The organism is Acinetobacter sp. WU_MDCI_Abxe161, from assembly GCF_025514355.1.
Taxonomy (GTDB): Bacteria; Pseudomonadota; Gammaproteobacteria; order Pseudomonadales; family Moraxellaceae; genus Acinetobacter; species Acinetobacter pittii_E.
The window spans coordinates 99,531-117,682 of record NZ_JAHPTU010000003.1; the positions used below are offsets into that span (position 1 = coordinate 99,531).

The 18,152-nt window shown below is 37.3% G+C and carries 22 protein-coding genes and 1 riboswitch; of the genes, 13 read left to right on the forward strand and 9 right to left on the reverse strand.

Annotation, left to right across the window (positions count from 1 at the left end):
- Window positions 1-118 precede the first annotated feature (118 nt).
- The 5 genes from glnL to KTI78_RS04270 all read left to right on the forward strand — a co-directional run bounded on the left by glnL (window position 119) and on the right by KTI78_RS04270 (window position 5,376).
- Entirely contained in the window at window positions 119-1,228 is a 1,110-nt protein-coding gene (glnL, locus tag KTI78_RS04250; RefSeq protein ID WP_016140727.1) for a nitrogen regulation protein NR(II), read from the forward strand.
- Window positions 1,215-2,708 carry a nitrogen regulation protein NR(I) gene (gene glnG / locus KTI78_RS04255; protein WP_016140726.1) on the forward strand — a complete coding sequence of 498 codons (1,494 nt, stop codon included), beginning with the start codon at window positions 1,215-1,217 and terminating at the stop codon, window positions 2,706-2,708. Before glnL ends, glnG begins: the two co-directional genes overlap by 14 nt.
- A 265-nt stretch (window positions 2,709-2,973) precedes the next feature.
- On the forward strand, window positions 2,974-3,627 hold the full coding sequence (adeN, locus tag KTI78_RS04260; protein WP_016140725.1) for a multidrug efflux transcriptional repressor AdeN: 654 nt from the start codon (window positions 2,974-2,976) through the stop codon (window positions 3,625-3,627).
- 112 nt (window positions 3,628-3,739) lie between these two features.
- Window positions 3,740-4,657, forward strand: a complete 918-nt coding sequence (gene argF, locus KTI78_RS04265) for an ornithine carbamoyltransferase (RefSeq protein ID WP_016140724.1) — start codon at window positions 3,740-3,742, stop codon at window positions 4,655-4,657.
- 194 nt (window positions 4,658-4,851) lie between these two features.
- Window positions 4,852-5,376: a protein tyrosine phosphatase family protein gene (locus KTI78_RS04270; protein WP_087088130.1), complete on the forward strand. Its 525-nt coding sequence runs from the start codon at window positions 4,852-4,854 to the stop codon at window positions 5,374-5,376.
- Here KTI78_RS04270 and ispF read toward each other — a convergent pair.
- Window positions 5,364-5,855 (reverse strand): 2-C-methyl-D-erythritol 2,4-cyclodiphosphate synthase, encoded by a 492-nt coding sequence (ispF, locus tag KTI78_RS04275; RefSeq protein ID WP_016140722.1) that lies wholly within the window; start codon window positions 5,853-5,855, stop codon window positions 5,364-5,366. The genes KTI78_RS04270 and ispF overlap by 13 nt on opposite strands.
- Window positions 5,856-5,955: 100 nt before the next feature.
- Between ispF and KTI78_RS04280 the strand changes: the two genes are divergently transcribed.
- Complete coding sequence (locus tag KTI78_RS04280; protein WP_262445306.1) at window positions 5,956-6,600, forward strand: hypothetical protein; 645 nt, start codon at window positions 5,956-5,958, stop codon at window positions 6,598-6,600.
- A gap of 45 nt (window positions 6,601-6,645) precedes the next feature.
- Here KTI78_RS04280 and KTI78_RS04285 read toward each other — a convergent pair whose 3' ends face one another.
- The 3 genes from KTI78_RS04285 to KTI78_RS04295 all read right to left on the reverse strand — a co-directional run bounded on the left by KTI78_RS04285 (window position 6,646) and on the right by KTI78_RS04295 (window position 9,482).
- A complete protein-coding gene (locus KTI78_RS04285; protein WP_262445307.1) occupies window positions 6,646-7,890 on the reverse strand; it encodes a D-amino acid dehydrogenase in 1,245 nt (414 codons plus the stop codon).
- Window positions 7,891-8,065: 175 nt separating this feature from the next.
- Window positions 8,066-8,154: riboswitch (glycine riboswitch) on the reverse strand.
- A gap of 150 nt (window positions 8,155-8,304) precedes the next feature.
- Window positions 8,305-8,796, reverse strand: coding sequence for a hypothetical protein (locus KTI78_RS04290; RefSeq protein ID WP_224991232.1), 492 nt, complete (start codon window positions 8,794-8,796; stop codon window positions 8,305-8,307).
- A gap of 242 nt (window positions 8,797-9,038) precedes the next feature.
- On the reverse strand, window positions 9,039-9,482 hold the full coding sequence (locus KTI78_RS04295) for a BLUF domain-containing protein (RefSeq protein ID WP_262445308.1): 444 nt from the start codon (window positions 9,480-9,482) through the stop codon (window positions 9,039-9,041).
- A gap of 228 nt (window positions 9,483-9,710) precedes the next feature.
- On the opposite strand from KTI78_RS04295, the gene KTI78_RS04300 reads away from it, so the two are divergent.
- Window positions 9,711-9,974, forward strand: a complete 264-nt coding sequence (locus tag KTI78_RS04300) for a hypothetical protein (RefSeq protein ID WP_016140718.1) — start codon at window positions 9,711-9,713, stop codon at window positions 9,972-9,974.
- Here KTI78_RS04300 and KTI78_RS04305 read toward each other — a convergent pair.
- Window positions 9,969-10,670 (reverse strand): alpha/beta fold hydrolase, encoded by a 702-nt coding sequence (locus KTI78_RS04305; RefSeq protein ID WP_262445309.1) that lies wholly within the window; start codon window positions 10,668-10,670, stop codon window positions 9,969-9,971. The two genes, KTI78_RS04300 and KTI78_RS04305, sit on opposite strands and share 6 nt — an antisense overlap.
- 173 nt (window positions 10,671-10,843) lie before the next feature.
- Between KTI78_RS04305 and KTI78_RS04310 the strand changes: the two genes are divergently transcribed.
- Entirely contained in the window at window positions 10,844-11,137 is a 294-nt protein-coding gene (locus tag KTI78_RS04310; protein ID WP_016140716.1) for a hypothetical protein, read from the forward strand.
- A 96-nt stretch (window positions 11,138-11,233) separates the two neighbouring features.
- Here KTI78_RS04310 and fumC read toward each other — a convergent pair whose 3' ends face one another.
- Entirely contained in the window at window positions 11,234-12,628 is a 1,395-nt protein-coding gene (fumC, locus tag KTI78_RS04315; protein WP_016140715.1) for a class II fumarate hydratase, read from the reverse strand.
- A 116-nt stretch (window positions 12,629-12,744) separates the two neighbouring features.
- Entirely contained in the window at window positions 12,745-13,752 is a 1,008-nt protein-coding gene (locus KTI78_RS04320) for an NAD-dependent epimerase/dehydratase family protein (protein WP_262445310.1), read from the reverse strand.
- A gap of 65 nt (window positions 13,753-13,817) precedes the next feature.
- On the opposite strand from KTI78_RS04320, the gene tusD reads away from it, so the two are divergent.
- The 4 genes from tusD to KTI78_RS04340 are packed head-to-tail and all read left to right on the forward strand — an operon-like array spanning window position 13,818 to window position 15,213.
- Window positions 13,818-14,186, forward strand: coding sequence for a sulfurtransferase complex subunit TusD (gene tusD / locus KTI78_RS04325; RefSeq protein ID WP_002115623.1), 369 nt, complete (start codon window positions 13,818-13,820; stop codon window positions 14,184-14,186).
- Window positions 14,187-14,230: 44 nt separating this feature from the next.
- The gene (locus KTI78_RS04330; protein WP_262445311.1) at window positions 14,231-14,581 is read left to right on the forward strand and encodes a hypothetical protein; all 351 of its coding nucleotides are present in this window, start codon (window positions 14,231-14,233) and stop codon (window positions 14,579-14,581) included.
- Window positions 14,582-14,598: 17 nt separating this feature from the next.
- Window positions 14,599-14,883, forward strand: coding sequence for a DsrH/TusB family sulfur relay protein (locus KTI78_RS04335; protein WP_262445312.1), 285 nt, complete (start codon window positions 14,599-14,601; stop codon window positions 14,881-14,883).
- A gap of 18 nt (window positions 14,884-14,901) precedes the next feature.
- Window positions 14,902-15,213 (forward strand): TusE/DsrC/DsvC family sulfur relay protein, encoded by a 312-nt coding sequence (locus tag KTI78_RS04340; RefSeq protein WP_239967875.1) that lies wholly within the window; start codon window positions 14,902-14,904, stop codon window positions 15,211-15,213.
- A 2-nt stretch (window positions 15,214-15,215) separates the two neighbouring features.
- On the opposite strand, the gene KTI78_RS04345 is transcribed toward KTI78_RS04340, so the two are convergent.
- On the reverse strand, window positions 15,216-16,079 hold the full coding sequence (locus tag KTI78_RS04345) for a DMT family transporter (RefSeq protein ID WP_262445313.1): 864 nt from the start codon (window positions 16,077-16,079) through the stop codon (window positions 15,216-15,218).
- A 123-nt stretch (window positions 16,080-16,202) separates the two neighbouring features.
- Between KTI78_RS04345 and KTI78_RS04350 the strand changes: the two genes are divergently transcribed.
- Window positions 16,203-17,594: a PLP-dependent aminotransferase family protein gene (locus KTI78_RS04350; RefSeq protein ID WP_262445314.1), complete on the forward strand. Its 1,392-nt coding sequence runs from the start codon at window positions 16,203-16,205 to the stop codon at window positions 17,592-17,594.
- A gap of 16 nt (window positions 17,595-17,610) precedes the next feature.
- On the opposite strand, the gene KTI78_RS04355 is transcribed toward KTI78_RS04350, so the two are convergent.
- A complete protein-coding gene (locus tag KTI78_RS04355) occupies window positions 17,611-18,093 on the reverse strand; it encodes a winged helix-turn-helix transcriptional regulator (RefSeq protein WP_005068860.1) in 483 nt (160 codons plus the stop codon).
- Window positions 18,094-18,152 lie beyond the last annotated feature (59 nt).

The following is an 18,152-nucleotide window of genomic DNA, read 5'->3' on the forward strand; positions in this document are numbered from 1 at the left end:
TAAAATAACCCATAAACAAAGTTGGCGTATATTTTGCATCGTTCATGTTCTATAACGGTGAAAATCCGATAACCAAGAAGATGCCATTGCGCTATTTTAAGACAGGAACGATTCGCTAATGGATCAACACAACCCTATCGACTATCGCCTATTGGTAGACAACCTAACTACTGCGATTTTATTGATCGATAGTAACTTAAATATTTTTTATTTAAATTCTGCCTGCGAAGCACTATTTGATATTAGTTTGCTTCGAGCTTCAGGACAGCCCGTTCTAAACCTACTTCATGCACCTGATGATACTTTTAATACACATGAAGCGTTATTAAACACCATAAAAACCGGTCAACCCTATACTCGTCGAGAAGCTGTTATTAATGTCAACTTTAAAGATCTTCATGTTGATTACACAGTATCTCAATTAAATACCGGTAAAAGTTATCATCCATTACTTTTGATTGAGCTCAACCCGATTGATCGCATGTTAAAGATTTCTAAAGAAGAAAATCTGGTACAACAGCATCAAGTGGCTAGGCAGCTTGTACGTGGCGTTGCCCATGAAATTAAAAACCCACTTGCAGGTATTCGTGGTGCCACTCAATTACTGGCTCGAAGTTTAAACGATAAGAGTTATTCGGAATTTACAGATGTCATTATCAATGAAGTAGATCGCTTAACAAACTTGGCAGATACCATGTTGGGTTCTAGACAACTTCCAAGTTATGAAAATGTTAATGTACATGAACCTTTAGAGCGAGTACGTTCACTGATTGCTAATCAGACAAAGAAGAAAATTAAAATCATACGGGATTATGATTTGTCTTTACCCGATGTTAATGCTGATCGTGATCAATTAATTCAAGTTATGCTCAACATTAGTGTAAATGCAATTCAAGCTATAACAGAAAACAAAGCATTCTTTATAGATCATGAACCGGAGCTAATTCTACGCACACGCATACAACGTCTTGTCACAATTAATGGTGTACTCAATCGCTCTACTGTACGAGTCGATATAGAGGACAATGGACCAGGCATCCCAGAAAGCATTTTGGAGTCTGTGTTTTATCCTTTGGTTACTGGACGAGCAAAAGGTACTGGGCTTGGCCTGAGTATTGCACAGAATATTATGCATCAACATAACGGAATGATTGAATGCCAATCTGTTCCTGGAAAAACAATTTTTAGCTTATATTTACCTTGGGAGTCAGACCGTGTCGCGAAATAAAATATGGGTTATTGATGATGATCGCGCCATGCGATGGGTATTGGAAAAGACCTTTAAAGAAGAAGGATTTGACGTTACCAATTTTGAAGAAGCTCAAACTGCGCTGGAACGTTTGCATCATGATGCTCCCGATGTCATTTTAACTGACATCCGAATGCCTGGAATTGATGGGTTAACTTTTTTATCTAAAGTCAAAAATTCTCATCCAGATTTACCTGTCATTATTATGACAGCACATTCTGACTTAGAATCAGCTGTATCAAGCTATCAAACAGGTGCATTTGAGTATTTACCAAAACCTTTTGATATTGATGAGGCTTTAGCTTTAGTCAATCGTGCAATTCTGCATATCAACAAACTACAACAACAAGAAGCTACAAAAACAGCTTCACCTCTTCAATCAACAGAAATTATTGGAGAATCTCCTGCAATGCAGGAAGTTTTCCGTGCTATCGGTCGTTTGTCTCAATCCCATATTACCGTTTTAATTAATGGTGAATCGGGTACAGGTAAAGAATTAGTTGCTCACGCTTTACACAAACACTCCCCACGCCGCGCCAAACCTTTTATTGCTTTAAATATGGCAGCAATACCAAAAGACTTGATTGAAACTGAGTTATTTGGACATGAAAAAGGTGCTTTCACAGGTGCAAACACTCAACATCAAGGTCGCTTTGAACAAGCAAATGGTGGAACACTATTCCTTGATGAAATTGGTGACATGCCATTTGAAACACAAACTCGACTACTGCGCGTACTCGCTGATGGTGAGTTTTATCGTGTAGGTGGACATATTCCAGTTAAAGTTGATGTTCGAATCGTAGCGGCAACACATCAGGATTTAGAAAAACTGGTAAATGAAGGTCGCTTCCGTGAAGACTTATATCATCGCCTAAATGTGATCCGTATTCACATTCCTAAACTTGCTCACCGTAGCGAAGATATTCCAATGCTTGCTCAGCACTTTCTTGCGCGTGCAGGTAAAGAACTTGGCGTAAGTCCCAAAATCTTACGTACCGAAACCACAGATTATATGCAACAGTTACCATGGCCCGGCAACGTTCGACAACTTGAGAATACATGCCGTTGGTTAACTGTAATGATCACTGGTCGTGAAGTTTATCCAGAAGATTTACCATCAGAACTCAAACAGGTTCCCTTACAAAAGAATAGTGACTCTGGACAACCGGCACCTTCCTTTGAACGTATCTCCCTACACCATTGGGATGAACTACTCAATCAATGGGCTATTCAAAAGCTTAAGAATGGTGAAATGAAAATTTTGGATATTGCTACGCCAATGTTTGAACGCACGTTGATTAACGCGGCATTACAACAAACACGCGGACGCAAACGTCACGCAGCAGAACTATTAGGTTGGGGTCGTAATACCCTAACTCGCAAGTTAAAAGAACTTGGAATGGACTCTGCAGATGATGATGAAGAAGATGAGCATAAAATTACTCAAACTGAAGCCTAGAAAGCTTATGAGTTAAGTTCAAAGCGGTTAAGTCATTCTTAGCCGCTTTGTTTTTATTAGCAATTTTTCATTAAATTCTAAATAAACATAAGGTTACATCATATTATCCACCTACAACCCACTCTAAGCTTATATTTTCTATTAGTTTATTTCTTGAATTAGCCATGTATTGTTCAGCAGTTAACCTAAAAAAATAGCAACAAGCATCCTTAAAGATAGTTTTGCTATACTAGATAGGCAAAGTTAACCGTTGTTATGAAATTATATGCATGATCCAGTCCTTGAGTCACATCACTCAGTATGTGATAAACCACAAACACGTCGCGGTATTGAACGTCGTTTAGCACTATTGTTAAGCGCAACCGAGCTGTTTTTGGATAAAGGATATGATGCTGTTTCACTCGATGACATTGTGAATCATGCGGGTGGTTCAAAAGCTTCAATATATAAGTATTTTGGCAATAAAGATGGTTTATTTACAGCAATTTGCGACTATCGCCGTGAAATGTTCTTTAAAGATATTTGCATCCCTTTTCAGCCCTCACAAACCTCTCTACGCGATTATTTAGTTCAAACGCTTATTCGTTTTTATACTCATATTATTCAACCTGAACATATCGCTTTTTTGCGTCTAGTTATTGAGCAAACCCAATGCAATGCAACTTTGAGCCAATACTTATATGAAAAGTGTGCTCAAGATGTACAAAACACAATTGCTCAGGCACTTCTACTTTCTCATCAAGCTGAAGAAATTTTTTGCGCATCTCCAGATTATTCTTCACTAATGTATTTTGGAATTTTACGCGATATTGAATGGCGTATGATTATGGGAATGCCACTCCCTCCCAATGAGAAAGAAGTCATTGATTATATTAATTATTGTGTAGATATTTTCTTAAAGGGCCATCATAAAGTCTAATTCTTTTGCATTTTAAAATGCTTATAGTATAGTAGACTTCTTTTTTCCCACATCCACCCAGCCAACAACAGATAATTGTTGTATTTCAAAACAATTATTATGGAGTAGCTACATGGCTCTAAGACATTTCCTGACTTTACGTGATCTATCCACTCTAGAACTTAATCGCATTTTAGAACGCGCAAGCGAACTAAAAAAAATGCAACATGACAATAAGGTCTATCAGCCTTTTGTCGGTAAAGTATTGGGAATGATTTTTGAGAAATCTAGTACGCGTACACGTATCTCTTTTGAAGCAGGTATTAACCAATTTGGCGGCAGCGCGATTTTCTTATCGCCTCGTGACACACAGTTGGGGCGTGGCGAACCAATCGAGGACTCAGCACGTGTAATTTCAAGCATGCTTGATATTGTGATGATTCGTACCTTTGGTCATGACATTGTTGAACGTTTTGCATCTTATTCAAAAGTTCCTGTGATTAACGGCTTAACTGATGACCATCATCCATGCCAGTTACTTGCTGACTTACAAACGTATATTGAACATCGCGGTAGTATTGAAGGCAAAACGGTTGCGTGGATCGGTGACGGCAATAATATGTGTAACTCATATATTGAAGCTGCACATATGATGGGTTTCAAGCTTAAGATTGCATCACCAAAAGGATATGAACCTAAACCTGAATTTTTAGCTGAGTTTGGTCATTGTGTTGAGCTTTTTGATAATGCAGAAGATGCAGCAGTAAATGCTGATCTCATTGTGACAGATGTATGGGCAAGCATGGGACAAGAAGAAGAACAAAAACTTCGTGAAAAAGCCTTTGCTGATTTTCAGGTTAACGAAAAATTAATGAGTCTTGCTCACCCTGACTGTTTATTCATGCATTGCTTACCTGCTCATCGTGGTGAAGAAATTTCTGAAACCATGCTCGATCATAAAAATGCAGTAGTATGGGATGAGGCAGAAAATCGTCTTCATGCTCAAAAAGCTTTAGTTGAATTTTTATTGAATGAAAATTTAAAAGCTTAACTATTTAAATAAAAAAACAGCATCTTCATGATGCTGTTTTTTTTATTTTATAAGGCTTGTACTTTTCCAGTTAATTATTTTTAAAATTTTGATAACGTTGTCGAATATATAAGCAGGCCGTATTTCAACTATTCTCTAGAATCGTGTATAACATTCTACACAATAAGCTAAGCCTACTCTTGTAGAGTGCGATCATGACAACCCTTGAACAATCATTATCTCAAATTCCCGCATTTTCGATTATTCATGAACATTTATTTAGTTCGGCACAGCCTTCCGTTGAACAACTAAAATTGATTAAAGAGTATGGCTGTAGCACAGTCATTAATCTTGCTTTAACTAATGCCCCAAATCACATCGAGAATGAAGATCGTATTTGTTTAGACCTTGGTTTAAATTACATCCATATTCCAATTGATTGGGAAACCCCATCAGCAGAGCAATGTTTGCTCGTGCTTGATCTGATTGATCACTTGGTTCAAAACGAAATCATTTGGGTTCATTGTTCCAAAAACGATCGCTCAAGTTGTCTTATGTATGTCTATAGACAGTTTTATATGAATATGGACATGCCGACTTCACAAGATTTACTACACGAAATTTGGGAACCTAATGAGACTTGGACTGGTCTCATTCATAGTATTACCTTACAGCTACAAGGCCGTAAGGCAACTCTCGAACTTCAACAGTCTTTGCAACAGGCCGATCACTTAGTGTGATGAGAGACTAAAACAGTCGCCGTAGCCAAAATACCCTCTTGACGACCGGTAAACCCTAGTTTTTCGGTTGTCGTTGCTTTAATACTAATTTGATTAATATCGACATTTAAAACATCAGCAATGCTTTGACGCATTTCCAAATTATGCTTAGCTAATTTTGGACGCTCACAAGCCACCGTAATATCAGCATTATTTAACTGATAACCACGGTCTAAGATTAATTGGTAGACATGCTTTAACAATACTCGGCTATCTGCACCCTTGTATTCCGGATCAGTATCAGGAAAATGTTGTCCAATATCTCCAAGCGCTAAAGCACCTAATAAAGCATCACATAGTGCATGAAGCACCACATCACCATCAGAATGTGCTTTCAAACCATGTGTGTGTGGAATTTGAATACCAGCCAATGTAACAAAGTCCCCCGCTTCAAAGGCATGTACGTCTATTCCTTGTCCAATACGAATCTGAGCAACCATATAAATTATTACCTTCCATAAAAACTTAAGAAATCTTGTATTCAGCCTTTCTGTTTCGCTATAGTACACCTAGCAAAGTAGACTAAAAGTATAAGCGATCATGCTGTCTAATACTGATATGAATCAATTGAAAAGATTAAGTTTTGTCGTGACACTGAGTTGTTTATGTTCACCTCTTGTCTTTGCAGAATCCATAGACTGTTCCAATACTGGAGCTGAGCTTAAAATCTGTTCAAAAACATTTAGTGAATCGAGAAAACAACTCAATAATAAATATCTTTCTGCATATTTAGTTACTGATGCCCCTTTACAGCTTTTACAGGATACACAAAAGTTATGGTCTAAGCATACTCAGCAATGCAAGAGTAATACGTGCATTCAACAACAGTTTGATTTACGTACTGATGACCTAAATTTTTATGCGTCGCTTAAGCAAACCCTTACTCAACATTATCTTAAGTTTGAAAATGGACATATAGCAGCTCAACCCGTCCACATTCAAGTCCATCAACTCGCGAAAGATAAAATCAAAATTGAAGGGATAGCCTACCGCAATCCAAATAACCGCAAGGAAACTCAAACGATTTCATTGATGGCCTATAGCTCACCTGAACAGAAAAGTGAAATTTTAGACAATGAGCACAACTGTAAATATCAGTTTAATTTTCAAAAAGCCTTATTGAATGTGCAAACCCAACAAAAAGGCTGTGAGCGTTTTAGCGGAATATATCGACTATATGATTAGCACTTTAAATAAAAGCCAGTGTTTGAACACTGGCTTTTTTACCTTCTACGCTGGATATTTTTGAGCAATATCTTGACCGACTAAAACTGCGGTTGCCGCAGACAAAGTCCAACCTAAATGCCCATGCCCTGTATTATAAAAAACACGAGGTTGTTTAGATTGTTTCACCACTGGCAACATATTCGGCATCATAGGTCTTAAACCTGCCCAAGGCACCACATGCTCAGTTGAGATATCAAAGTTACGGTTTACCCAATTGACTAATGGTTGAATACGATCAGCTCGTATGTCGCGGTTATAGCCATTAAACTCAGCGGTCCCTGCTACACGCAATCGATCTTTACCTAAACGAGAGGTCACAATTTTTGCACTTTCATCTAGTAAGCTCACCCAAGGAGCATTCTTTACACTGTGCTCATCTTTTAATTGCACAGTAATTGAATAACCTTTTACTGGGTACACATTTACTCGCTCACCAATCATATCGGCAAGTTGATAACTTCCTACACCACCACAAACAACAAGCACATCACCTTCAAGCTGGATGTTATCAGATTCAACCAGATAAGGATGCTCCGCACTTGGCTGACAAGTAACGACTACTTTGTCTGCGCTGCACTTAACATCCATAACTTCTAGGCCGAACTTATATTGAACGCCATATTGCTTAGTCTTCTCGGCCAAAGAGGTCGAATACTTATGAATATCGCCCGTTGCATCACTTGGTGTGTAATAACCTCCGAAGTAATCTCCCGTTAACGATGGCTCTATTGTTTTCATTTCATCAGGTGAAACCGAATAGCGCTCTAATGTACCTTTGTTCAATACATTATTCACTTGTTTAGCAATCTCGTAGTCAGCCTTACTATGATACATATGGAGAATTCCACGTTTCTCCAAATCAAACTCAAGTTGCTCTTTTTCAGCAACTTCAAATAAACGCTTACGAGCAAGTAATGCCAAACGAACTGTTTCAATCGTATTCGCTTCATAGTTTTTAATATGTGATAGAAACTCAACTAGCCAACTATACTTATGCAAACTAAATGAAGGATTCAGCAATAGAGGCGCATCTTTTTGTCTCATCCATTTAAAGCCTTTAATCACGGTGGCTTTTTGGTTCCATACTTCAGCATTACAAGCCGATAGTTGCCCTCCATTGGCAAATGATGTTTCCATTGCAGGATATAAATGTCGATCGATCACTGTGACTTGATAACCCAGTTGCGATAATTCATAAGCAGAGGTAACCCCTGTGATTCCCGCACCTATCACAATAACATGTGGCATAACAGACTCCTCAGAAATGCAAAGCATTTCATCAGTACAGCCCATCTGTCATTGGTACCTGAGAGTTTTGACCCCAACGTTACCTTTTAACGTTTAGATCTTCCCCTTCGGTGAGTTTATAATTTATAAGTTATTATTTTCCATTCTTATAAATCTAAGCTTCTCTCCAGATTTTTTAATTATTACAGTCCTTTTGCCTGAGAGTTTCCGGGCTTGTTGCTCCTTCGGCGGGTTCTTAATGAACCTCTCTCCCGCAATAATTTTGTATTTATATAAGCAATGTATCTGCCACATTGGAAAAAACGCATTCTTTTCTTGTAAACTTTTGTATAAGCAATTTTTTAGTTATAAGAAATTGATTTATATACAAAATAAAAAAGGTGAATTAATATAAATTCACCTTTTTTATTTAAATTAGAGTTTTCCGTTGAGCACTTGGTCTGAAACTGTACCCTTCCATTGGTCACGCAAAGTAGGTAAATAGAATTTTTCACCAATAGTGACCAGTTCAGCATCAATCAATGCGTGAACTTCGTGCATAAAAATATAATCAAGTGCAACTAAAGAAAGCTGATGATTCTTTTGGGCTGTTTTCTTACGTTTTACCTGTGCTTGTTTCACTAACTCATTTGCAAAGTTTTTATCTTTGTAAGCAGTAATTGCGTTTAAACGAAGCTCAATAACACCCCATCCCGCTAATAGCTTTTTAAAGATTTCAAAATCTTTTGAGGTTGATTCCCAAGTTACATTTTCTAGGTCATTATCTTCAGGTAAAACTGGCAATAATAAATCCGCTGTACTTGGGAAAATCTTTTTAAGATTTAACAGAAACTTAACTGGCTGATCACTAGGGTAATCATTAAATTGCACATGTTGTTGGGTATCTGTTAAATAAATAGAGAGCATTCAAAAAATCCTTAGCTAAGCAACTGTTTTTATTAATCTTATCTCAAACTTCGCAAAATAAATGCAAAACAAAAAACAATATAAAAACAGGATAAGGTGGGCATTTTAACAATTATGACGGCTTATTCAACGCCAATTCACCATTAATTAGTGAAACTTTAAACCTTTGTGATAAAAAGCCCTCCGAAGAGAGCTTAAATTTAAATAGAACACTTAAAACTCAATGTCATTTTTAGTTTTGATTAAACTTGGTATTGATCGACTTTATGATTGGGTTGATCTACAAGCAATTCAATAAAAGTTGGAATGGATATAGTGTTAAGCAAATATGGATTAAACTCATCAACATGATGATGACGAAAGAAATCTTTTATTTTCGTATTAATAGGAGCAAATTTCATGCTCCAATGTTTAAATAAACGTTGTTCGGATGATTCAGAAAAGATGATTTCGCAGTTTTGGTGTCTCGAATCTTTTAAAATTAAGTTATAAAAAAGTGATTCGACCTGTTCTTTCTCACCTTCCAAATACTGCAAGAAGTATCCATTACCATAGTAAAGTACTCCTGTAATATCATTATGAGAATTGAATTTGACTGCTTCTGTGAGAATATCAATTAAATCTTGTTTTATTTGACTATGTTCACTATTGGTTTTACTTGCATACATAAAGCCTATTAAACTCATAGCGATACTCGAAGATAAATTTCAATGTCCATTCTGACATCTACCTACTCTTCTTACAATCTAAGCTATTTAAAACCTTGTATTTCAAAAGTAAAGATTATTTTCATTTTGAAAATGACAAACTTTAACAACTCGAAATCTTTTGTAAATGAATGCCAACCTAACAAGTTAATCAAATAGGATTAATTTGAGTAAAATTAAAAATTGTATTTAATAGATGGATGTCTAATGGAGAACCATGAAATTATTCTTCAAGACGAACATCATAAACAGTTTAAGATTGTTAAAGTACAAGATGTTCGTTTCGATAAAAGTACGCTTAATAATAGCTACCAATGGTTATGGATATTTGACCATAGTTCAGAGTTTTTCCCATTTGAATTATGGGATCAGCTTGATCATGCAACCATTCATCAAAAAATTAAACTCGGTAATCAAGTTTTCAAAATTATTAAGATCTTAACGAAGAAAACAAAAGTTAGGCCTTCATAAAAGATAAGTACTTAACCAAGTTGAAATCACTGAAACCAATATCTTCGGCTGCTCGATCGGAATCATATGGCCTGTATTTTTAATTATTTCAAGCTTTGCATGTGGCAATTGATCTAATAATTCTATCGCTTCTTCCTTAGAACGCAGTTGGTCCTCTGCACCAGAAATAATTAAAGTTGGGCAAGTGATCTTACTCATATCATAAGAACTTCTATCTAACATAGATTGTTTAACGAACTCTTCATAACCTAAAGCCCTACCCATCTCTTGGATTCTTTTTACAAGAGCGCGATTCTGAACATTCGATGGATAAAGTGTTTTTTCAATTGATATTGAACTTAGCCCATGGAAAGTTTTCCCAGAGTTAAGCTTAATCGCTGTTAACTTTTGATTTTTCTGCTCTTCTGTATCTGAGCGTAGTGAAGACGTTATTAAAACAAGCGCCTTAACTTTTTCAGGAAATTGCTCCACTATAGATCTCGCAATGTATCCTCCAAGTGAGAATCCAATTAGTACAAAGCTCTCGGGCGCATTTTTAGCAATATTCTGAGCAATCTCTTTTATTGTTTGCCCTTCTTTTAAAGTAGCTCGATATATATTCCACTCTTTAGGTATCTCATTTATGACTTCATTCCAGAGAGATTCGTCAAGCATATAACCAGGAATTAAAACAACTGAAAGTGGCTTTTGATTCATAAGTTTTTTAATACCTTACTTGTAAATTATAGCTGACAGCATTTTATGCTAATAAAAAATCTATAATTAGAATATTGAAGTAAAAAATAAAATCACTATATAAATTAAACAGTATTAACTCTACAAGCACGCCAGACTAAAACATTCCCTTTCTACGCTTGAAGGAGGTACACATGAAAGTTAGAGCATCACGTACGTATTCCGCTTCAGCAAATAATTATTTTATTTCCAAAGAATATGATTGCACTGTTATTCCTGTAAAAGGAATATGTTTTATAGACTCTGGTCTAACTGAGAGTGGAGTGATCCAACCAGTAGAAATTATTGAAGTGACTATAGAACCAGAAACGAACTCGTATCATGTTCTTTTAGCAGGCGATCCTCATAACTACGAAAAAGAAGAGCTAAAAAAGAAGTTTGAAGCTATGAAATCTCATGGTTGGGAATATATAGAAGGCTTACTTTGATATTTTCCTATCTTGAACTATAAGTTAGTCTCTACCTATAAAAGCCCTCAGATGAGGGCTTTTATATAAACATTAACACTACATTATTTTTAGTGATTACTTGCTATTTGGCGAAACCATTTTTTCAGGTTTTACCACTTCATCAAATTGCTCTGCTGTGACCAAGCCAAGCTCAACAGCAACCTGCTTCAAAGTTTTATTTTCTTTATAAGCAGTCTTTGCAACTTTTGCAGAATTTTCATAGCCAATTACCGGATTTAACGCTGTGACCAACATGAGAGAGTTATGTAAGAAGTGGTCAATCTTATCGCGATTAGGCTCAATTCCTACTGCACAATGGTCGTTAAAGCTATTACACGCATCCCCAAGCAATTGAATAGATTGCAATAAGTTATAAGCAATCACAGGCATAAATACGTTTAACTCAAAGTTACCTGAAGCACCAGCCACATTAATGGTTGTGTCATTGCCAAGCACTTGTGCAACCACCATGGTCATTGCTTCACTTTGGGTCGGATTTACTTTGCCCGGCATAATGCTTGAACCAGGTTCATTTTCTGGAATACGGATTTCGCCGAAACCACAACGTGGACCACTTGCCAACCATCGAATATCATTCGCAATTTTATTTAAGCTTACAGCCAACGTTTTTAATGCACCTGATGCAAAAACAGCCGCATCACGCCCTGCTAGTGCTTCAAATTTATTAGGTGCAGTTACAAATGGCAAACCTGTAAGTAGAGCAAGCTGTGCTGCTGCTTTTACTGCATAGTCAGGATGTGCATTTAACCCAGTCCCTACAGCAGTTCCACCCAATGGCAATTCATATAAACCAGTTAAAGCCTGTTGTAATCGAACCAATCCATGCTCAAGCTGAGAAACATAGCCACTAAACTCTTGGCCTAAAGTTAATGGCGTGGCATCTTGCAAATGAGTACGGCCAATTTTGACAATATCTTGGAACTCATCAGATTTTTTTTGCAAAGTCGCTTTAAGTTGCTCGACCGCAGGGATGAGTAATTCATTAATTTGCAAACTTGCTGCTACATGAATAGCCGTTGGAAATGAGTCATTTGTTGATTGAGCACGGTTGACATGATCATTTGGATGTACTGGTTTTTGTGCGCCTAAAGCTTGCCCTAATTTCTGGTTCGCAATATTGGCAATCACTTCATTACAGTTCATGTTACTTTGCGTACCAGAACCCGTTTGCCAGACAACTAAAGGAAACTGTGAATCCCACTTGCCATCAATTACTTCTTCAGCTGCACCCACAATATATTGGCTCAAGTCTTGCGGTAATTGTTCAAGTTCAGCATTGGTTATTGCAGCAGCCTTTTTAACCAAACCCATTGCTCGAATCATGGCACGAGGTAATCGTTCTTGCCCAATTTTAAAGTTCTGTAAGCTGCGTTGAGTCTGTGCTCCCCACAATGCTTCATTTGGAACTTCAATCTCACCCATCGTGTCATGTTCAATTCGTGTTTGCATAGAAACCTCGGTTATCTCAATAAAGAACTCACGGGCTGAAGCAAGTGTTTGCTCTGGCTAGTTAATTTTGAATATCGTACTCAAGCATTCCATTATTGTAAATAAGAATCATTATCCTATCTTCCATTTAATGTATTTTGATAAAAGCGCCATTCATCTTCAATCATTTGTTTTAACGGACGTTTTGGTGCCCATTGCAGTAATGTTTTGGCTTTTTCAATATTAGCCCCAACTTGATCCAACTCAATATGCTTATAAATTGCAGTTTGTGTTGGAATCTCAGCTTGAGTGACTTGTGAAATTTCATCGAGTAATTGACGAATTGAATGAACTTGATCATGGGCAATATTAAATGCTTCACAACAATGTGTTTGATCACGCAGCCAATGTAAACTCGCACTCACCGCCTCACACAAATCTAAAACATGTAGAAAACTGCGTTCAGTTGTATGATCTGATGTTTCAGCTTTATCTTGTAATTCAATCAAATCACGCTGCATCGCTGCTACTTGCATTGCAAGCGGTACGATATTTTTAGGGAGCTGAGCGACATACTCTCCGAGTACACCATGTTCAAATGCACCTACAATATTAGATAAGCGCAAGATTGCAATTTTCCACTCATGATCAATTTTATAAGTATCACGGATAATTTCTTCAATCATCTGTTGAGACTTAATGTAGGGATTAGGATAAGCGTAATTAAATTCTTCTGTTTCACTTAATTGCAATCCAGATTTACCATAAGCTGCAAGGCTAGACAGGTGAATAAAATGACGAACACCTGTACGTTGCATAGCACGTAGTAAACTCATGATGCAACTGACATTATCATTATAATATTCAAGAGGTTTAAGGTTAGATTCTTCAATTGATTTAAACCCGGCAGTATGAATAACCGCATCAATTGAGTATTGCTCGAAAACCTTATTCAATGCTGGTGTATTACGTACATCAAGTTTGACAAATGGAACGTACATACCAGAAATAAACTCTAGCCGTTCAAGCGTTTGCAAGGTCGAATTAGCTAAATTATCGACGATTACCACTTCTTGCCCTTGAGCCATAAGACTCAATGCAATGTGTGAACCGATAAAGCCTAAACCACCTGTCACTAAAATCATTGTATACTTACCTTTCTCTTAATGTATCTACGCCCATTTAGACGTATGACCATAGTGAATTCTCAATGAGTACATTACTACTAATTACCTCTGCTCCTACTTCCATTCATGCTTGGCATGCGTTAGGACTTGCTCAGGCACTCAAAAGTAAAAATGAAGACTTCCGTGTATTCTTTTACCAAGATGGCGTGCAGGTTGCTAATGATTTTCAATGGGTTCCTGACGACCAGCGTAATTTAACGCATGAATGGCAAAAGCTTGCGATTCGTCTTCCTGTTTGTGTGAGTGCTGCCCTCGCTCGTGGTATTACGGATGCAGAAAATGCCAGTCGCCATCACCTTACTCATCACAACCTTGCCAAAGACTTTGAACTTGTCGGGTTAGGTGAACTTGCTGATGCAGTACAGTCAGCATCTCGTCTTATTCAATTTTAAGTTACTTTGTTTGCTTAGATTGTTGCTTTTAAAAGGTATATTGTGTGAAATCTGTACTCGTCATTTTAAGCCAAGCCAATTTAACCAGTCTTCAAATCAATGAAAGCCTTTCCGCTACTATGGTTTTAGCAACCTTTGGCTCACCAGTCAAAGTATTATTGAAAGATGCGGCTCTTAGTCTTTTGCAAAATGATTTGAGCTTTGATCAGTTTGCTCAGGCTTTTAAAGTGGCTTCAAATATGGTCGAAAGTTTTGAGTTCTACGACTTGAGCCCCATTCTGATTGAAAGTAGAAATCAGCAACATCCTCTTGTACAAAAAACCGAGCAAGAGATTAAATTTGTTCAGTTGAATGCTGAATTTATTCAATCTTTTGATCATGTTCTATATTGGTAGATGAAGGTGTAAGTTTAATGAATCCATCAACTCTTTATCTTGTGCAATCTTCTTACCACGCTACGCCTAAGATTATTGATGAGTTAAGTCATCTTTTTCAGGCAGGTGACCAGATTATTTTTATGGGTGATTCTGTTGCACAGCTTTCTGCTGAAATGATTCGATCATTTGAATCTGTTTCATGTTTAAGCATCGAAAAAGACTTACTTGATACAGATACTTTAGCTCAGATTAATGTATTAGATTATGATCAATTTACGGATCTGATTTTGACGTTTAATCGCTGTATTTCTCTTAAATAATATATTTAGGCTGGTTTCATGAATTTAGAATTAGACCAAGATGGTCATTTGGTTGATTATACAATCTGGAATCCCGAAGTTGCACAAGAACTTGCCAAATCGCTTGATCTTGAACTCACCAATTGGCATTTTGAAGTTTTAGCAGCTGTACGTCAGTTTTATCAACAGTTTGGACATTCTCCAGCAACTCGCCCACTGATTAAATTTTTAATGAAAACGGTCAGTCCAGAGATTAATAATGCAGTTTTACAGCAACAATTTAATACTGGTTTAGTTGCCCGTCATTTAAGTCGTTTAGCGGGGATCCCTAAACCAGCAAATTGTTTATAAATTTAGGTAAATTTTTTAGCAGCAGCCACACATAAAACAGTTGCTGCTGTAACCACTAACATTGACCAACTTACTTGTTCGTGTAACAAGACAGCGGCAATACCTAGTCCCATTAGAGGCTGTAAAAGTTGTAGTTGGCTAATCGCAGCAATTCCTCCTTGAGCAAGCCCTTTGTACCAAAAGAAAAAGCCAATGAGCATACTAAACAAAGACACATAAATAAGCCCAACTAAAGCTGACGTAGACACGCTCTGAAATGAAGCTGGCATATAGAAAATAGTAAGCAACAACATAAAAGGTAAAGACAAAATAAGTGCCCAACAAATGACTTGCCACCCGCCTATTTTGCGCGAAAGTACGCCACCCTCAGCATAGCCAAAGCCACAAAAAATAATTGCCATCAACATATAAAAGTCCCCTATTCCAAGTGATGTATCACCAGAAATGAAAAACATATAAGCGAAGACTACCACACTCCCTAAGACTGCAAATATCCAGAAAAATTGATTCGGTTTTTCGCCACCTCTCAACACAGCAAATATTGCAGTAGCAAGTGGTAAAAGGCTAACAAAAACGATTGAATGAGCTGCATTCATGTACTGCAGGGCAAGTGCTGTAAATAGTGGAAAACCGATCACCACACCTAAAGCAACGATGGTAAGAGGCCACCAATCCTGCTTGGCGGGTTTCTTTTGTTTTAAAACTAATATCAGAATAAGACCTAAAATCCCGGCGATTGCCGCACGTGCTGCGGTTAAAAAACCAGGATCGAAACCCATTACAGCTACACGTGTTGCTGGCAATGAACCCGCAAAAATAGCTACGCCAATAAAACCATTCACCCAGCCATTCATAAACCTATTCATAATTTTCTCCGTCACTATACGAAGAATTTAAGCTGTGCTAAGGTGATTAAACCAGATACAAAGCAGTACAATTTAAAAGAACTGTTATGTACTACTAACCAGTACAGTTGGGATTTTAAGTCAGTGAATCAGAACAAAACAAAAATTGAAATTGTTATTTCAGAGATTGAGCAACAAATCAAAAATCGGTCCTTAATGCCTGGAGCACGTTTGCCTTCTGTTCGTAAGTTAGCGAATGATCTTGGCTTTTCTGTATCAACGGTTGTAGAAGCGTATGAAAGATTAATTGCTTTAGGCAAAATCGAATCAAGAACTGGATCTGGTTTTTATATTGTTGGTCCGCTCGCACCTTTAGCTTTAAGTGAATTAGGCCCCAAATTAGATCGCTCAGTCGATCCATTATGGATTTCACGTCAATCTTTGGAAGCAAAAGCAGATGTTTTTAAGCCCGGCTGCGGTTGGCTACCTGATGACTGGATGCCATTAGACAGTATTCGTAAAGCATTAAGGTCAGCTGCAAGAAGCCCAGATGATTGCTTGATGAGTTATTCAACACCCTTAGGATTACCCGCTCTACGTGACTTACTGGCTAGACGCTCTCAAGCAAAAGGAATAAACGCAAATCTTAATCAAGTACTTTTAACAGACTCAGGGACTCAAGCGATTGATCTGGTTTGTCGATTTTTATTAAAGCCTGATGATGTGGTTTTGATTGATGATCCTTGTTATTTCAATTTTCATGCATTACTTAAAGTTCATCAAGTCAAGGTGATTGGTATTCCCTACACACCAACAGGCCCTGACTTAGAGGCATTTAAAGCAGCAATTGAAACTTATAATCCACGTCTTTATATCACCAACTCAGGAATTCATAATCCAACCGGAGCAGTACTTTCTCTTTCTACGGCGCATCAATTATTAAAGTTGATTGAACAATCAAATTTGATTGTTGTTGAAGATGATATTTTTTCAGATTTTGAATATAGCTCTGCTCCTCGGCTTGCTGCTTTGGATAATCTTTCACGTGTAATTTTTATTGGAAGTTTTTCTAAAACGTTATCAGCATCTATTCGCTGTGGTTATATTATTGCTAAACCAGAATGGATTGATCAGCTCACCGACCTGAAAATTGCCACAAGCTTTTCTCACAATGGCGTGTCTGCTGAAGTTTTATTAAGTGCTTTAACAGATGGATCTTACCGTAAGCATATAGAATTACTAAAAGTTCGTTTAGCAAAAGCGATGCACGATACTATTACTAAACTTGACCCATTGGGTATAAAGCCATGGATTAAGCCGCAAGCGGGAATTTTTGTTTGGTGTCATTTGCCAAAGGGAGTTGAAGCTTCAGAAATTGCAAAATATTGTATTACCCATCAAGTTATTCTTGCACCAGGAAACGCGTTTAGCCAAGCTCCCAATGCTGGTCAATTCATCCGCTTTAATGTAACCCAGTCAAATCATGACCACATTTATAAGACTCTGGCTGATGCGATTCAACAAGAGTCTTCATGATGGGTAATAAGAAAAATTAAGCTTGTTTCTGTTTTTGCTGCATATATGCAAAATAACCCGGCCCAGCTGAAACCTGAACTTGTTTTGCATGTAAAGGTTCACGGCAAACCGAACATACCATGACTGGTTCAAACTTATGACCACAAGTTTTATGACGATATTCTAAAGGTTTACCTAAACCTTGATCCATCCATTTATCTGCCCAATTTGCCATAGATAAGATAATTGGATAAAGCTCAAAACCTTTATCAGTCAATTTGTATTCAAAGCGTTCCTGACGGTCAAAATAAGGAGCTTTAACTAAAATTTCATATTCAACCAAACGCTTTAAACGATCCGAAAGGACATGACGAGTTACACCTAATGACTTTTGAAAATCGTCAAAACGACGTATTCCCATAAAAGCATTACGTAATATTAGCATCGTCCATCGATCGCCAATCACTGATAGCATACGAGCAACCGAACAAGGTTGATCACCGATGTCGTCCCATTTCATCTTTATGCGTTCCTCGATATTTCCTAGCCTAATGGCCCTATTATTTATACCCTAAACCA

Bases quoted from the DNA above. Each gene is read 5' to 3' on its own strand.
- glnL (WP_016140727.1), top strand. From the start codon at position 119: ATGGATCAACACAACCCTATCGACTATCGCCTATTGGTAGACAACCTA.
- adeN (WP_016140725.1), top strand. From the start codon at position 2,974: ATGCATGATCCAGTCCTTGAGTCACATCACTCAGTATGTGATAAACCA.
- argF (WP_016140724.1), top strand. From the start codon at position 3,740: ATGGCTCTAAGACATTTCCTGACTTTACGTGATCTATCCACTCTAGAA.
- KTI78_RS04270 (WP_087088130.1), top strand. From the start codon at position 4,852: ATGACAACCCTTGAACAATCATTATCTCAAATTCCCGCATTTTCGATT.
- ispF (WP_016140722.1), bottom strand. From the start codon at position 5,855: ATGGTTGCTCAGATTCGTATTGGACAAGGAATAGACGTACATGCCTTT.
- KTI78_RS04280 (WP_262445306.1), top strand. From the start codon at position 5,956: ATGCTGTCTAATACTGATATGAATCAATTGAAAAGATTAAGTTTTGTC.
- KTI78_RS04285 (WP_262445307.1), bottom strand. From the start codon at position 7,890: ATGCCACATGTTATTGTGATAGGTGCGGGAATCACAGGGGTTACCTCT.
- KTI78_RS04290 (WP_224991232.1), bottom strand. From the start codon at position 8,796: ATGCTCTCTATTTATTTAACAGATACCCAACAACATGTGCAATTTAAT.
- KTI78_RS04295 (WP_262445308.1), bottom strand. From the start codon at position 9,482: ATGAGTTTAATAGGCTTTATGTATGCAAGTAAAACCAATAGTGAACAT.
- KTI78_RS04300 (WP_016140718.1), top strand. From the start codon at position 9,711: ATGGAGAACCATGAAATTATTCTTCAAGACGAACATCATAAACAGTTT.
- KTI78_RS04305 (WP_262445309.1), bottom strand. From the start codon at position 10,670: ATGAATCAAAAGCCACTTTCAGTTGTTTTAATTCCTGGTTATATGCTT.
- KTI78_RS04310 (WP_016140716.1), top strand. From the start codon at position 10,844: ATGAAAGTTAGAGCATCACGTACGTATTCCGCTTCAGCAAATAATTAT.
- fumC (WP_016140715.1), bottom strand. From the start codon at position 12,628: ATGCAAACACGAATTGAACATGACACGATGGGTGAGATTGAAGTTCCA.
- KTI78_RS04320 (WP_262445310.1), bottom strand. From the start codon at position 13,752: ATGATTTTAGTGACAGGTGGTTTAGGCTTTATCGGTTCACACATTGCA.
- tusD (WP_002115623.1), top strand. From the start codon at position 13,818: ATGAGTACATTACTACTAATTACCTCTGCTCCTACTTCCATTCATGCT.
- KTI78_RS04335 (WP_262445312.1), top strand. From the start codon at position 14,599: ATGAATCCATCAACTCTTTATCTTGTGCAATCTTCTTACCACGCTACG.
- KTI78_RS04340 (WP_239967875.1), top strand. From the start codon at position 14,902: ATGAATTTAGAATTAGACCAAGATGGTCATTTGGTTGATTATACAATC.
- KTI78_RS04345 (WP_262445313.1), bottom strand. From the start codon at position 16,079: ATGAATAGGTTTATGAATGGCTGGGTGAATGGTTTTATTGGCGTAGCT.
- KTI78_RS04355 (WP_005068860.1), bottom strand. From the start codon at position 18,093: ATGAAATGGGACGACATCGGTGATCAACCTTGTTCGGTTGCTCGTATG.